11 protein-coding genes are annotated in these 13,912 nt (G+C 38.6%); 8 read left to right on the plus strand and 3 right to left on the minus strand.

Annotation, left to right across the window (positions count from 1 at the left end):
- Nucleotides 1-31 precede the first annotated feature (31 nt).
- The 3 genes from argS (at nucleotide 32) to ACJJVZ_RS07290 (ending at nucleotide 3,536) form a co-directional block, all read left to right on the plus strand.
- The gene (gene argS, locus ACJJVZ_RS07280; protein WP_405599390.1) at nucleotides 32-1,774 is read left to right on the plus strand and encodes an arginine--tRNA ligase; all 1,743 of its coding nucleotides are present in this window, start codon (nucleotides 32-34) and stop codon (nucleotides 1,772-1,774) included.
- A 334-nt stretch (nucleotides 1,775-2,108) separates the two neighbouring features.
- The gene (gene pdxH, locus ACJJVZ_RS07285; protein ID WP_096793607.1) at nucleotides 2,109-2,747 is read left to right on the plus strand and encodes a pyridoxamine 5'-phosphate oxidase; all 639 of its coding nucleotides are present in this window, start codon (nucleotides 2,109-2,111) and stop codon (nucleotides 2,745-2,747) included.
- 21 nt (nucleotides 2,748-2,768) lie between these two features.
- Entirely contained in the window at nucleotides 2,769-3,536 is a 768-nt protein-coding gene (locus tag ACJJVZ_RS07290; protein ID WP_405599394.1) for a TatD family hydrolase, read from the plus strand.
- Here ACJJVZ_RS07290 and ACJJVZ_RS07295 read toward each other — a convergent pair.
- Nucleotides 3,503-4,123 (minus strand): AhpA/YtjB family protein, encoded by a 621-nt coding sequence (locus ACJJVZ_RS07295; RefSeq protein WP_405599396.1) that lies wholly within the window; start codon nucleotides 4,121-4,123, stop codon nucleotides 3,503-3,505. The genes ACJJVZ_RS07290 and ACJJVZ_RS07295 overlap by 34 nt on opposite strands.
- 150 nt (nucleotides 4,124-4,273) lie before the next feature.
- Here ACJJVZ_RS07295 and serB point away from each other — a divergent pair, with 150 nt between their 5' ends.
- Nucleotides 4,274-5,302, plus strand: a complete 1,029-nt coding sequence (serB, locus tag ACJJVZ_RS07300; RefSeq protein ID WP_405599399.1) for a phosphoserine phosphatase SerB — start codon at nucleotides 4,274-4,276, stop codon at nucleotides 5,300-5,302.
- Between the two features lie 133 nt (nucleotides 5,303-5,435).
- Here the strand turns inward: serB and ACJJVZ_RS07305 are convergent, their stop codons facing one another.
- Nucleotides 5,436-7,898, minus strand: a complete 2,463-nt coding sequence (locus ACJJVZ_RS07305) for a PilZ domain-containing protein (protein WP_405599402.1) — start codon at nucleotides 7,896-7,898, stop codon at nucleotides 5,436-5,438.
- Between the two features lie 360 nt (nucleotides 7,899-8,258).
- Here ACJJVZ_RS07305 and radA point away from each other — a divergent pair, with 360 nt between their 5' ends.
- Both radA and ACJJVZ_RS07315 read left to right on the plus strand, forming a co-directional pair.
- Nucleotides 8,259-9,644 carry a DNA repair protein RadA gene (gene radA, locus ACJJVZ_RS07310; protein WP_138585093.1) on the plus strand — a complete coding sequence of 462 codons (1,386 nt, stop codon included), beginning with the start codon at nucleotides 8,259-8,261 and terminating at the stop codon, nucleotides 9,642-9,644.
- A 75-nt stretch (nucleotides 9,645-9,719) separates the two neighbouring features.
- On the plus strand, nucleotides 9,720-10,652 hold the full coding sequence (locus tag ACJJVZ_RS07315; RefSeq protein ID WP_405599405.1) for a hypothetical protein: 933 nt from the start codon (nucleotides 9,720-9,722) through the stop codon (nucleotides 10,650-10,652).
- Nucleotides 10,653-10,750: 98 nt separating this feature from the next.
- Here ACJJVZ_RS07315 and argE read toward each other — a convergent pair whose 3' ends face one another.
- Nucleotides 10,751-11,911, minus strand: coding sequence for an acetylornithine deacetylase (gene argE, locus ACJJVZ_RS07320; RefSeq protein WP_193155869.1), 1,161 nt, complete (start codon nucleotides 11,909-11,911; stop codon nucleotides 10,751-10,753).
- 221 nt (nucleotides 11,912-12,132) lie between these two features.
- On the opposite strand from argE, the gene argC reads away from it, so the two are divergent.
- Both argC and argB read left to right on the plus strand, forming a co-directional pair.
- Nucleotides 12,133-13,143 carry an N-acetyl-gamma-glutamyl-phosphate reductase gene (argC, locus tag ACJJVZ_RS07325; RefSeq protein ID WP_405599407.1) on the plus strand — a complete coding sequence of 337 codons (1,011 nt, stop codon included), beginning with the start codon at nucleotides 12,133-12,135 and terminating at the stop codon, nucleotides 13,141-13,143.
- Nucleotides 13,144-13,911 (plus strand): acetylglutamate kinase, encoded by a 768-nt coding sequence (gene argB, locus ACJJVZ_RS07330; RefSeq protein ID WP_405599409.1) that lies wholly within the window; start codon nucleotides 13,144-13,146, stop codon nucleotides 13,909-13,911.
- Nucleotide 13,912 lies beyond the last annotated feature (1 nt).

The raw sequence follows: 13,912 nt of genomic DNA on the forward strand, positions 1-13,912 counted from the left end.
CCTGCTTTGGCGGGCTTAAAAAGGTAAAAATATGAATATTCGTACTATTTTAATCGAAAAAGCCATTGCTGCTATGGCGGGTGCAGGCTTACCCGAAGATACAAACCCAGCAGTAACGCAAAGCACACGTCCACAATTTGGTGATTACCAAATTAATGCTGCTATGGGCGCGGCTAAAAAAATGAAAAGCAACCCACGTGAACTTGCACAAAAAATTATAGATAACCTTGATGTAAGCGATATTGCTCAAAAAACTGAAATTGCGGGCCCTGGTTTTATTAATATTCATTTAAAGCCTGAATTTTTAGCACAAAGCGTTAAAGCAGCTAACAGTGATGCAAAGCTTGCTGTAAATGAGCACGCCAACCCACAAAAAGTGGTTGTTGATTACTCATCTCCAAACCTTGCTAAAGAAATGCACGTAGGTCATTTACGTTCAACCATTATTGGTGACTCAATTGTACGTGCGCTTGAATTTAGAGGCGACACGGTTGTACGTCAAAATCACATGGGTGATTGGGGCACACAATTTGGTATGTTAATCGCGCATTTAGAAGATCAAATTAGCCAAGGCGTTGATTTAGATTCTGTAGCACTTGCTGATTTAGAAACGTTTTACCGCGACGCTAAAAAACGCTTTGACGACGAAGAAGGCTTTGCAGATAAAGCACGTGACTACGTTGTTAAATTACAAGGTGGCGATGCGCATTGTGAAAAACTGTGGAAACTATTTATAGCAACCTCAGTTAAGCACTCTGAAGAAGTATACAAACGTTTAAATGTAACGCTTACTCAAGCCGATATTATGGCTGAAAGCGCATACAACGCAGAACTTAACGATATTATTAGCCTACTTAAAGATAAAAACATTGCTGTAGAGTCACAAGGCGCGCAAGTTGTATTTTTAGAAGAGCTAGCTAACAAAGATGGCGAGCCATCAGCGTTTATCGTACAAAAATCTGGCGGTGGTTTTTTATATGCAACTACCGATTTAGCAGCATGTGATTATCGTTCAAATAAATTAGGTGCTGATCGCATCTTAATTTTTGTAGATGCACGTCAAAATCTACACTTTAATCAAGTAGAGCTAACAGCGCGTAAAGCGGGTTTATTACGAGACGAAACAAGTTACGAGTTTTGCCCGTTTGGCACCATGATGGGCGCCGATAATAAACCATTTAAAACACGTACTGGCGGCACAGTAAAACTTGCTGACTTATTAGAAGAATCAATTAACCGTGCCGCAACAAAACTAGCTGAACGTGAGTCTGATTTAAGTGATTCTGAGCGCAGCGAAATTGCCCGTAAAGTAGGTATTGGCGCAGTTAAATACGCTGACCTTTCTAAGCACCGTACCAGCGATTACATTTTTAACTGGGACAGCATGCTAAGCTTTGAAGGCGCAACCGCTCCTTACTTACAATATGCTTATACACGTATACGCAGTATTTTCCGTAAGTCAGGCGCTGATGCAGCTACATTAAATTCAGACGTTATAATTGTTGAGCCTCAAGAAAAAGCGCTAGCACTTAAGCTACTACAGCTTGAAGAAGTACTTGATTTAATGATCAGTGAAGCAACACCGCACGTACTATGTGGTTACTTATATGAGCTAGCAAGCTTATACATGACATTTTATGAAGCCTGCCCAGTACTAAAAGAGGGTGTAGAGCCAAATGTACGTGATAGCCGCTTAGTGCTGTGTAATTTGGTTTCTAAAACACTAGAAACGGGATTAGACTTACTAGGTATTGAAGTTATGGAGCAAATGTAATCACCTTCTGCTGCGTGTAGTTCGCTTTAGCTGCGTTGGTAAAACTATTTAGCCTAAGTCACATACAAGCCGTATGCTCCTTGGCATAAATAGTTTTACCGCCTTGCTAGCACTCCTACACTTGCAGATATCTGAGCTGTGTAGGTTGGGTTGAGTGAAACGAAACCCAACGATTCACCTGAGACTCTATACTTATTGCTATCGAATGCACCTGAGTCTCTGTGTTTATTGCTATCGTAACACCTGAATCTTAATGTTTGTTATTACTCAACATCTAATGTTTTAAGCTCGCTACTCTAAGCTCTTCTCTAAGGCTTTATTTAAAGGACTTGTTATGAAACTCGAAGATATCCGTCGTGAATACCTGCAAGACGCGTTAAGCGAAGATAACTTGCAAGATGATCCGTTTAAGCAGTTTGAAACGTGGCTTGAGCATGCGGTAGCAAGCAAACTACCCGATCCTACTGCAATGGTTGTAGCAACGGTTGATGAAACTGGTCAACCTTCACAGCGTATTGTGCTTTTAAAACATTTAGATGATAACGGGTTTGTGTTTTTTACTAATACCGGCTCGCGTAAAGCGCAAGAGCTTAAAGGTAATAATAAAATTTCCTTGCACTTTCCGTGGCACCACATGGAACGCCAAGTTATTGTCTATGGCGAGGCTAAACCATTACCTACATCTGCTGTGGCAAAGTACTTTTTATCTCGTCCTAAAGAAAGCCAATTAGCCGCGTGGGCATCAGCGCAAAGTCGTCCGGTGTCATCACGTAAAGTACTAATGGAAACCTTTGCCAATATGAAAAATAAATTTGCTAAGGGTGAAATTCCACTCCCTGATTTTTGGGGCGGATATTGTGTAGTACCCACTAAAATCGAGTTTTGGCAAGGTGGGGCGCATCGTTTGCACGACCGTTTTATGTATCAGCGCCAAGCAGATAATAGCTGGCAAATTACACGCTTAAACCCTTAATAAATCGATGAGTAAGTAACCGTGCAATTTATTGACTCTCATTGCCACCTCGACTTTAGCGAGTTTGATTCGAATCGTGAATCGCTCATAAACGAGTGTGTAGCAAAGGGAGTTAATCAGTTTATTGTGCCAGGTATTACGCTTGCTCAATCGCGTACTCTCATAAAGCTCAAAGCAACCTATCCAAGTATAAAAATAGCCGCAGGGTTACATCCTTATTTTTTAGAACAACATCAAGAATCGCACATTGAAGCGCTATATGAATTCGCGACTGCAAATAAGCATCAGCTTGTGGCTATTGGAGAATGTGGGCTTGATAGAAGTATTGAAAACTTGGCTAAACAAACTTTTTTGTTTGAGCAGCAAATAGAGCTATCAAACAAGCTTAACTTGCCAATCATTGTACACCATAGGCAAAGCCATGATTTAATTGCGCAATCGTTTAAACGTTGTAAGCCAAAAAATGGGGGAGTGATTCATGCATTTTCAGGTTCAATCCAACAAGCGCAGTATTATATTAAGCAGGGCTTTAAGCTAGGAGTAGGCGGTGTTATTACCTATGAGCGGGCAGCTAAAACACGCGCCGTTATTACTGCTATCGAGCCAGAGAACTTAGTGCTAGAAACAGATTCTCCCTCAATGCCCTTAAGCGGCTATCAAGGTGAAGTTAACACGCCATTGCATATACCCGATGTGTTTAATGCATTGTGTGATTTAAAGCCACACAGTAAGAGAGATACGCTTGCAAAATGCCTTTATGATTCTTGCTCAGATGTTTTTCGGATATAACGACTTACCTGCCAACTTTTTAATCCACGCCCTAATTGCCACGTAAAAATACAGGCAATCACTAGCATTAATAGTACTTGGCGACCTAAGTCATGAAAATGGCTATGACTTTGCGCTATGGCTGAGCGGGTTAAATAAGTGACTGACACAAATCCAAGTGGACGGTCGTCATCGCTAACTACGGGCTCTACAAAAGGGGTTTTTAATTTGCTAATGCCGGGGGTTGAATCAGGAAGTTGGCCAAAAATATGGTGCGATTGCCAATTATCGCTACTGGCTATTAAAATGCCTTGCTGATCGTAAATAGTGGCAGAAAGTACAAACTCGTCTTTGCTTATATCGTTACAAATAGCATTAAGCTGTGGTTTGTTTTTTTCGATAAGAGGTGTTTTAACATTTAAGGCCATAAATTGAGTCAGGCTTTTGGCTGTGCTATCGGCGCTATCGTAAAGTAACTGATGGCTTTGAAAACTACTGCTTACACCCACCCAGCTTAGTAATACAAAACAGGCAGCCGCAAGAAATAAACGCACAAGTCGCTTTTTTTGAGATGCCGAGATTGGATTTTTAAGATGGTTATTTTTCATAGTCACCGTATATGCTACTGACAGGATTTTAATTTGATGTTACAACTACTACTATAACCTTAAATCCTACCTGATGGCGAATTTAGCGCTAATAATACCTAACATCAATTAGTTTTATATCAGGATAATAAAAATAAACACGGAGATCCCATGTCGAAAACAAGCATGGCACAGCCCAATGCTGAGCAATCACTATCAACGCTCACATTAAATCAATGGTTTAGTTATCAAGACACCACCTTTTTGCCACTCAATGGTACTCCAAATAGGCAGCGTGGGCTATTTAGTATTGCATTCGCAGGGGATTTTAATAGTGAAAAAATCCAATTAATTGCAGAATTTTTAGCTAAGCATAATCAAGGTGTTACAGCACTATGCCAATATCAGCCTGATTTAGAGTTAGCACCCGCATTGTGCTTTTATAGCCAAGATGCAAATCAAGCTATAAACCCATTAGTGCTACAAGCGTTCTCAAAAACCTTAGAGTGTCAGCTTGTACAAGTTAATACACCGCCTAACTTATATGAGCCTGGCTTATTGGTTATGGATATGGATTCAACAGCGATTACGATTGAGTGCATTGATGAAATAGCACGCTTAGCAAATGTATACGATGATGTTGCGTCAGTTACTGCGCTTGCAATGGCGGGTAAGCTTGATTTTAGCGAAAGCTTAAATCAACGAGTGGCTAAGCTTGAGGGTATTGAAAAAAGCTTAATTGAAGAATTAAAATATTCACTCCCTTTAATGCCCGGTATTAAAGCATTATGCCAAATTTTAAAGCAGCACAACTGGTATTTAGCAATTGCATCTGGTGGTTTTGTACCGTTTGCAGAGCGAGTGCAAGAGTTGATTAGCTTAGATGAAGTACATGCAAATACACTTGAGTTTAAGAATAATAAATTAACGGGTAAAGTGCTTGGCACAATTGTGGATGCGCAGCAAAAAGCGGTGATTTTAGAGTCATTGCAGCAAAAGCTAGGGCTTATAAAAACGCAAACCGTGGCTATTGGTGACGGCGCGAACGATTTAGTGATGATGGCTAAAGCGGGTTTAGGTGTTGCAGTGCATGGCAAGGCTAAAGTAGTTGAACAAGCTCAAGCGGCTATTTGCCAAGGATCGTTATTACAACTGTTGTATATGTTGGCGATTCCGCTTAATGAAGAGCCAAAAATTTAGACTGATCTCAGCCCTTAATAGTAAATATCTTAACGAGATTTTAGATTAAATAAATTAGCCTTGTATCCACTGAAAAGTATTGGTGTGGAAAAATAAACAAGGCCAGCATGTTTTGCTAAAAGTGTTAAACCGCTTAGCGTAAGCGGTTTAACCACATGAGTTTACGACGTCCCATTTGTTCAACTTCTTGCTGATTAAGGTCTAAATGGCCAAGCGCTTCCTCCGTAATATCTACTATGTCACCTACACCAGTCACAGACCATAATGCATCCTCTAATTCCTTTGCTTTGTGAATAGCGTAATGAGTTACATACTTAAGCTCATTAGATAAATAATCAGTATCGGGACGACCGGTGCGAGATATAAATAAACGCATAACGAAAATGAGCTCAGATTTAATGCCACTTTTTATCTGCTTTAAGCTTTTTTGATAATCATCGCCGAGTATACACTGGCTTGTAATTGCATCTTCAATGTTGCTAACGCGAGGATTAAAATTAATAACAAGGGTAAATGGTAAAGGCGGATCTTTTCGGCTGCGATCTTTTATATTGGGGGTAATAACATTAAAAAGATCTTCTTTACTTAATATGCTCGAAAAGTCTGTTTTATTATTTAATAGACCAAAATTTTGCAAAATTGTATGTAGTGGGCTTGCGTATAAGCCAAAACCTACGGCGCCAATTTTAAAATGAGCTGCTTCTTTATTTAGATATAACGGAAATTGGCAAATACTTTTTGTCACCATATTTCTTAAGGCGGTAGAAATGCCTTCAACTTCAGGAGCTTCTTCGGATATTTTTAACTTATCTTTATTTTTTTCAATTAGCTGGGTGAAAAAGCCAACCCCAGTATGCTCTGCATCAGCCTCCTCATTTGCTTTTAAATTTAATGTGACGAGTGTTTTTCCAACGGCCATAACTTCATATTTTAATTCTTTTAGATTATAGTTTTTCGTTATTTTTTGTAGTTCAGGAAATGAGAGTAGCGCAATATCACCTTTGCTAAATGTGGTCGATTGTTTGCATTCTAGCTGCAACCCCATCACTGAAAAATCCCGGGTATGGCCATCAAGAGTCACACCATTAATATTTACTTCCACAGACGTTTTGTATAAATAGCGTTTTTGTGAGCGCAAATTTATATACTCCAGGGCGACGGTATCTAAATGTGGAGGAGTTTTGTGTTTAGTATGCCCAAATAACTTTAGTTGATTAACAAGAGACTTATCGTAATCCGTTCTTTGGTAATTATGTTTTTCAATGGTATTACCAACACTTGTTAACACAACTAAATATTTAACGTTTTTTATAAGGCCCTCAACACGTGGGATAGGTGGACGATTTAGTTTTGCAATGTTTGCGCTTACGCTATTTGGCAGAGATAAAGGGATATATGAGTCGCTTGGATGACTTGGCATTATTTGAATTTTAAAGCATTGCCAATTTTCTTTTTGACTACCTAGGCCAAAAAATAATTTTTTTAGTTCAGAATTAGTATTAAGTTCGCTGCGGGTGGCAGAGTAATAATAAATTTTCCCAGATACGATATGCGTAAAAGTGTAAAGATAATCTTCTTTTATAGCCGTAGGTTGAGTAAGCAGTTTTTTAATGCGCTTGTGGTTAAGCACGCTATACAAACATGACGCTTTTCTTTCGTCAGTAAAGTATCGTTGAATAAAAATGTTGTTTTCAGTGGTTAAACTCAGGCTTGGGTAATACTGTTCATCTTTTTTACTTAAAAATACATATAACGACGTTACACGTGGAATATAAAACTGCTCATAGCCTTTAGAAACTACCGCATCAAGTGTGTTATCTAGATTAACTTTATAGCGACGTTTATTTCCGTTGATAAAGCTGTTTAAAAAGTTATCGAAGGTATCGTTTTTTTCTATATAGGTACGCTTTAATCGAACATGATTAAATTCAGGAGAGGTATTTTCAATAGCAACAACTTCATATTGGATGCCATTTTTTAAACCTAGCTCAAAATCTTGTTCAAGGCCAACCAGACGCATTGCTATAAGCTGACCTTTTCTTATAATATTTTCAGTGGCAAGCTTTACCTTACAGCCACTTAAGGAAATATCAGAGGTACTAGCAGAAATATTTTTCTTATCATTATATTCAATCGTAACTTTAATTGAATAATTCATCCGCTCTTCGCAACGGCTTTCGTAAGAGGCAAATTTAACTACATCGGTGGTTAGCAGGCTATCTAGTACTTGTTGTTCTTTATCTTGTATATCCCGATTGTGGTTTCTTGTGCTCAGTACCGCCTCGTAAACAGCCAAAGTATATTCACCGTATTGTTTTAAGGCTTTTTCAAACGCTTCAATAGCAGCATCATCCATGAAGTGCTGTTTACCATTATGCTCGTAAGGTTTTACTAACCCGCTAACCGAACCTCGTAAGTCAATAAAGCGGGCAACAGGCTGAGATAAACGCGACATTTCCATTTTAATTAAAAACTGTTCAGGTTTGGTTAGCCCTGTTGTTTTCGATTTGAAAATTAGGTCGAACTTAGTATTACCTAAATATTGTTTCAGCTCATTCACAAGGTCTTCGTGCTTGAGTAATATGTCATCAGCCATTTATAAAACCATCACCGTCTAATTTAAAAGTAGGTATACTGAGAAGCTAATTTATTAGAAAATTAATTAACGTAAATCGCACCTTTATTAATACAGGTATGATTATTTGAGTAATTGTAATTTAGCTCTTGTTATTATGTGTTATGCGCCATTTTATTGGCAAGTTACTTTAAACCATTTCTAAAGCAATAAGTATGCCCTAAATTAGAGAAAAAAAGAAAACAGCATTTGCATGCAATAATTGTTGTGTTGAGTCTTGTAACAACAAGAGTATGTTACTAAGCAAGAGTTTGAAATGCTAAAGTAGGTATTTAATAGTAAATATTTAAAAAATTTAAAAAATAGTAGGTAAGGTTATTAATGGCAAAAGCGGCAAAAGTAGAGTTTGTTTGTACTGAATGTGGTATGAATTACCAGCGGTGGCAAGGGCAATGCCGTTGTGGTGCATGGAATACATTAGCAGAATTTAAACCCTCAGCAGGGCAAAGTAAAAAATCATCAGTAAGAGCCAGTGTTGCAGGTTACGCTGGTGGAATTGGTGGCGGCTCTAAAAAAATTAATGATATTGCGACATCTGAAGCTGAAAAACAGCTAACTGAAATAGGTGAACTCGATCGTGTTTTAAGCGGAGGTGTAACAACGGGATCGGTTAATATTATATCGGGCGATCCTGGTGCAGGTAAAACAACCTTACTATCAGATTTAGTTGCCAGAATGTCACAACGTATGCCGTCTCTTTACTGTACGGCTGAGGAGTCTTTATCGCAGTTTAAAAACAGAGTAAATCGTTTAAAACTAAATTATAACGCTGATGAACTTTATTTACTTTCAGAAACTAGCGTTGAAACGATAATTGAAGAGCTCGATAAAAATAAAATTAAATTTGCAGTTATTGACTCTATTCAAGCGGTTGTAACGGATACTGCAAATGGTAGTCCAGGCTCGCCTTCACAAGTAAAAAGCGCCGCTCAGGCATTAACTCAATACTGTAAGCAAAATGATGTCACTATGTTCATCATTGCTCATGTAAATAAAAATAATGAAATAGCCGGCCCGCAAACGCTGGTGCACATAGTAGATGCGCTTTTACATATTGACACTAATGACGGGCAAATTCGAACGCTTCGTGCAAATAAAAACCGCTTTGGTGATATTGATACAGTAGGCATTTTTAAAATGTGTGAACGCGGTATGTTAAGCGTTGATAACCCAAGTGAAATTTTCTTATCAGGATCAACGACCGACTCACCAGGCTCCACAATTACCTGTATTCGTAAAGGTAATCGTAATTTATTGCTCGAAATTCAATGTTTAACCACCGAAACCGAGGCGGAATTTCCACAGCGTGTGTGCGTTGGTTTAAATATGAACCGCATAAAAATGCTGACTGGTATATTACGCAAGCACACTAAAACTAAAATATTTCATGATACATTTTTTAATATTGTGGGTGGTTTAAGAATTGATGAAACAGAAACTTGTATTGATTTAGCGCTAGTTACCGCACTGCTTAGTAGCTTGAATGAATTTGTTGTGCCTCGTACTACGTGTATTATGGGCGAGCTTAGCTTAAATGGCGATGTACGCCCAATTGATAGCGGTGTACCGCGAGTTAAGGAAGCGGCGCAGCATGGGTTTACTGAAATATTTATTCCATTTCGTAATTATCATAAATCGATGGAAGGACTGGGGGCTAAAATCACCCCAGTAAAAACAGTGCATGAGCTACTTAGCCTGATTAATTAACACTTAACCGATAATGTTCTCAATGTTATTCTTGAGCTGAGTCGGTTTATATAAAGAATAGAATAAGGAAATAAAATGAAAAAATTAGTTATAGCTGTCGCTATTATTGCAGCCGGTATTGGTGGCGTAAGTTACGCAAATTACGTGGCAACGCAAGAAGTTCGCACAGAAGTAGATAAACAACTAGCTTTAGTTACTGAGCAAACAGGTGCTACGTTTAAGTATACAGAGCTGTCGGCCAGTGTCATTTCTAAAAGTGTGGAAATTATTAATATGGAAGTTACGAGCCCAGAGGGTGATAACGTGGCGCATATTCAAAGCATTGAATTGACTGGTTATGAAACAGATAAAATTTCACCGTATACATCACTGGATGTAAAAAGCTTTCAATTTAATAAAGACTTCGTAGCGAAGCTACCAGCAGATACAAATACGATGTTAGCATCGGCAAGTTACGATTTACACTCGTCATTAGATTATGATGAAAACTCAGGCGACAGTGATATCGTTATTAAGCTTGATGCAAAAGATATTGTTAGTTTTAATATGGATGTTGGATTGGCGAATTCTAAAGCGCTAATGGATGCATCTCTTGCGATCAATAAAACACAGCAAGAAGCAGATAATGAATCGTTTTCTTATGAGCAACAGTTACAAGAACAAACGCTAATTATGCAAGCTATCAGTAAGCTAGAGCCTCGCAGTATGAATTTTACCTTAAATGATCAAGGTGATCTTAAAGCTCTATTAGAAAGCGAGCTTAAAAAGCAGGGCATGACGTTAGAGCAAATGCAGATGATGGTTGAACAGCAGCTACAACAGGCCCCTGTAACCCCAGAAATAGCACAAGCAATCATTGGTTTTGTGAAAGGGCTAAACTCATTTTCTATGTCAGCAAAATTACCAGAAGGTAAAACGATGATAGAAGTGAATCAACAAATAATGATGTTAATGGGCCAACCTGAAGAGCTGGTTAAGTTTATTAACTTAGAAGTTAAAGGTAGTTAACCAAGCTAATTAAAGATAAATATTTAATTATGTACCTATAATAAAGGCGTCAATTGGCGCCTTTATTATTTTAAGTTATTATCCAGAGTTCAGGTTAATTAGTAATTTTGATCGCCAAAACAACTTACTTTAATAATATCGGTGATTATTTGTTGTGATGGTTTTATTTTTTCCATTGCTAAAAATTCGTCAGGTTGATGTGCTTGGTTAATTGAGCCTGGCCCCATTACAATAGTTTCACACCCTAGTTGCTGAATAAAAGGTGCTTCGGTACAGTAATTTACTGCAATGGCTTTTTGCCCTGCTATTTTTTCAGCTAATATCACCAAAGCACTGTCGGTGCTGCCAGTAAAGGCGGGGATCGGCTCGTGTAGATCAATGACGCTGACCGCATTAGGGTATTGCTGATTAATCTCTTTAGTTGCGTCAAGTACTAATGCTTGCAACTCTTTCACACTTAGCCCTGGAAGCGGTCGCATATCTATATGCATTTCGCAGCAACCACAAATTCTATTCGCGTTGTCACCACCATGAATATTACCAAAATTCAATGTAGGGTAAGGTATTTTAAAATGTTCTAATGAATATTTATGCTTTAATTGCTCTTTTAAGATCAGTAACTTTGAAATGATTTTATGCATTACTTCGATGGCGTTAATACCACGTTCGGGATCGGAGCTATGCCCTGAACGTCCAATTACTCTAATTGCTGTACTCATATGTCCTTTATGTGTAAATACTGGAGTCATATCAGTCGGTTCGCCAATGATACAGCGCGCAGGTTTTAAATTTGGGTGCCTACAAATTTGTTGTGCACCGGCCATTGTAGTTTCTTCGTCGGCAGTGGCGAGTATTAAAATAGGTTGAGTTTGCTGTTTTTCATCAAGTTCACTAATAGCTTGTAGCACAAAAGCAAAAAAACCTTTCATATCAATGCTTCCCAGCCCGTATAATTTATTATCGAGTTCGGTAAGTTTAAATGGGTTGTGATTCCAGCGGCTATCATCAAACGGTACTGTATCGGTATGACCCGCAAGCATTAGTCCTCCATCGCCTTTTCCGCGTCTGGCTAATAAATTATAGCGACCCTTAGCGCCTTCTAGTTCAATAATTTCACACGTAAAACCAAGTGTTTCGCACCATTGTGTAAGTAACTCAATGACGCTTTTATTACTCATACACTGGCTGTCTTCAATTGCACTGATAGAAGGAGCTGCAATCAGTTGTTGATACATAGAAATAAACGATGGCAAAGGCATAAAAAATCCAAAATAAGTATTCAATTTAATTGCATAACAATATAAAAGTATTTATGATGAATATCAATTCACTTTTTAAGCATAAATATATTAAAAGTAACGTTATGAAAACAGTGCGACGATAATCAAAATTCATTAATAAAAGGCTGAATTAGCGCCAAGGCTAGTTTAAGCGAACATTATAGGTAAGTAATAACTAATTTTAAGATAACGAGATACAAATGAATGTAGTGATTATTGGCGCAAGTGGATACAGCGGCGCAGAGTTAGCAAGTTTAGTTGTTAAACACCCAAACTTAACGTTAACAGGCTGTTATGTATCTGAGGGTAGCTTAGATAAAAAAAAATTGCTGAGTGATTTATACCCAGAGCATCTCGGCTTGCTTGACCTACCATTACTTCCTCTTAGTGAATCAGCTTTTGATGATATTCAAATTGGTGCTGATTATGTGTGTTTATGTACTGATCATAAAGTGAGTGTTGATTTAGCACCGCGTTTTTTAGCAATGAGTAAAAAGGTCTTTGATTTATCTGGCGGTTATCGCCTTGCGAGCAATGATGATTACGTTACCTACTATGGTTTTGAGCACAAACATCCTGAGTTATTAAATAAAGCTGCTTATGGTTTAGCTGAATGGAATGGCGATGCAATTGCTGAAGCTCAATTAGTTGCTGTGGCAGGGTGTTACCCTACAGCTGCACTTAATGCATTGAAACCCCTACAACAAGCAGGTTTGTTAAGCGAGCAACGTATTATCATTAATGCGGTGTCGGGTGTAACTGGTGCTGGGCGTAAAGCCAGTGTAGGTACTCATTTTTGTGAGGTATCACTTGCTCCTTATGGTTTATTTAACCACCGTCACGGTCCTGAAATTGAGCAACACCTTGGTCACCAAGTGTTATTTACGCCGCACTTAGGCAACTTTCCTCGTGGTATTTTAGAAACTATTTATGTGCAATTAAAACCAAATGTAACAAGTGTTCAGGTAAATCAAGCGTATCAAGTTCTTGCTAATGAACCTCTTATTCGTTTACTCGGCGATAAGATTCCATCCATTAAAGGCGTAACAAAGCAGCCCTATGTTGATATTGGTTGGCAGCAACAAGGGCAGCAGCTCATTGTAATAGCTGCAATTGATAATTTATTAAAAGGCGCTGCTGGACAAGCTTTGCAGTGCATCAATTTATCAATGAACTTAGATCACACTACGGGCTTAAAAGGAGCGTTTTAAATGAGTAAAAAAACGTGGGTTATTAAACTCGGTGGTGCAGTACTTAATACAGAAAATGCAGCAAAAGCGTTGTTTGATGTACTCAATGAGCAAACAAATGATGAGTTTGTCATTGTGCATGGCGGTGGTGTACTTGTTGATACTTGGTTAAAAGGGGCTGGCTTTGCTAGTGCTAAACACCAAGGTTTGCGTATCAGCCCCGCAGAGCAAATGCCTTATATAGTGGGTGCCCTTGCTGGTTGTGCAAATAAACAATTAATGGCTCAAGCTATTCGTACTGGTCATAAGCCTGTTGGTTTGAGTCTTTTCGAGGCGGGTGTTAGCGCTACACAAAAGTTAAAAGCGCTTTGCTTAGTGGGTAAATGCACAAGCAATGACGATTCTATTGTTAACGATTTACTTAAACTTGGCCGCTTACCCATCGTTAGTTCTATTGGTTTTGATGAACAAGGGCTTTGGTACAACGTAAATGCTGATGAAGCTGCAGCAGCTATTGCGGGTAATTTAAATGCAGAACTTATATTTATGACTGATGTAGAAGCGGTGCTTGATGCTAATAAGCAGCCGTTACATCAACTTGACACAAAACACATTGATACTTTAATTACGGATGGAGTAATTGTGGGCGGGATGGAGGTCAAAGTTAAGACCAGTCTTCACGCTGCCCAACACTTACGACGCGGTGTGTATATTTCCAGCTGGCAAAAGCCAGAAAATTTAATTGCTTTGCTTGAGGGCAAGCACGTAGGAACTAAAATTACACCATAGG

The sequence above is a fragment of the Pseudoalteromonas sp. Ld19 genome (assembly GCF_045064135.1).
Taxonomy (GTDB): domain Bacteria; phylum Pseudomonadota; class Gammaproteobacteria; order Enterobacterales; family Alteromonadaceae; genus Pseudoalteromonas; species Pseudoalteromonas aliena.

What these genes read in the sequence shown, in the direction of transcription:
- serB (WP_405599399.1), top strand. Translation starts at nt 4,274, where the DNA reads ATGTCGAAAACAAGCATGGCACAGCCCAATGCTGAGCAATCACTATCA.
- ACJJVZ_RS07315 (WP_405599405.1), top strand. Translation starts at nt 9,720, where the DNA reads ATGAAAAAATTAGTTATAGCTGTCGCTATTATTGCAGCCGGTATTGGT.
- argE (WP_193155869.1), bottom strand. Translation starts at nt 11,911, where the DNA reads ATGCCTTTGCCATCGTTTATTTCTATGTATCAACAACTGATTGCAGCT.
- ACJJVZ_RS07295 (WP_405599396.1), bottom strand. Translation starts at nt 4,123, where the DNA reads ATGAAAAATAACCATCTTAAAAATCCAATCTCGGCATCTCAAAAAAAG.
- argS (WP_405599390.1), top strand. Translation starts at nt 32, where the DNA reads ATGAATATTCGTACTATTTTAATCGAAAAAGCCATTGCTGCTATGGCG.
- argC (WP_405599407.1), top strand. Translation starts at nt 12,133, where the DNA reads ATGAATGTAGTGATTATTGGCGCAAGTGGATACAGCGGCGCAGAGTTA.
- pdxH (WP_096793607.1), top strand. Translation starts at nt 2,109, where the DNA reads ATGAAACTCGAAGATATCCGTCGTGAATACCTGCAAGACGCGTTAAGC.
- ACJJVZ_RS07305 (WP_405599402.1), bottom strand. Translation starts at nt 7,898, where the DNA reads ATGGCTGATGACATATTACTCAAGCACGAAGACCTTGTGAATGAGCTG.
- argB (WP_405599409.1), top strand. Translation starts at nt 13,144, where the DNA reads ATGAGTAAAAAAACGTGGGTTATTAAACTCGGTGGTGCAGTACTTAAT.
- radA (WP_138585093.1), top strand. Translation starts at nt 8,259, where the DNA reads ATGGCAAAAGCGGCAAAAGTAGAGTTTGTTTGTACTGAATGTGGTATG.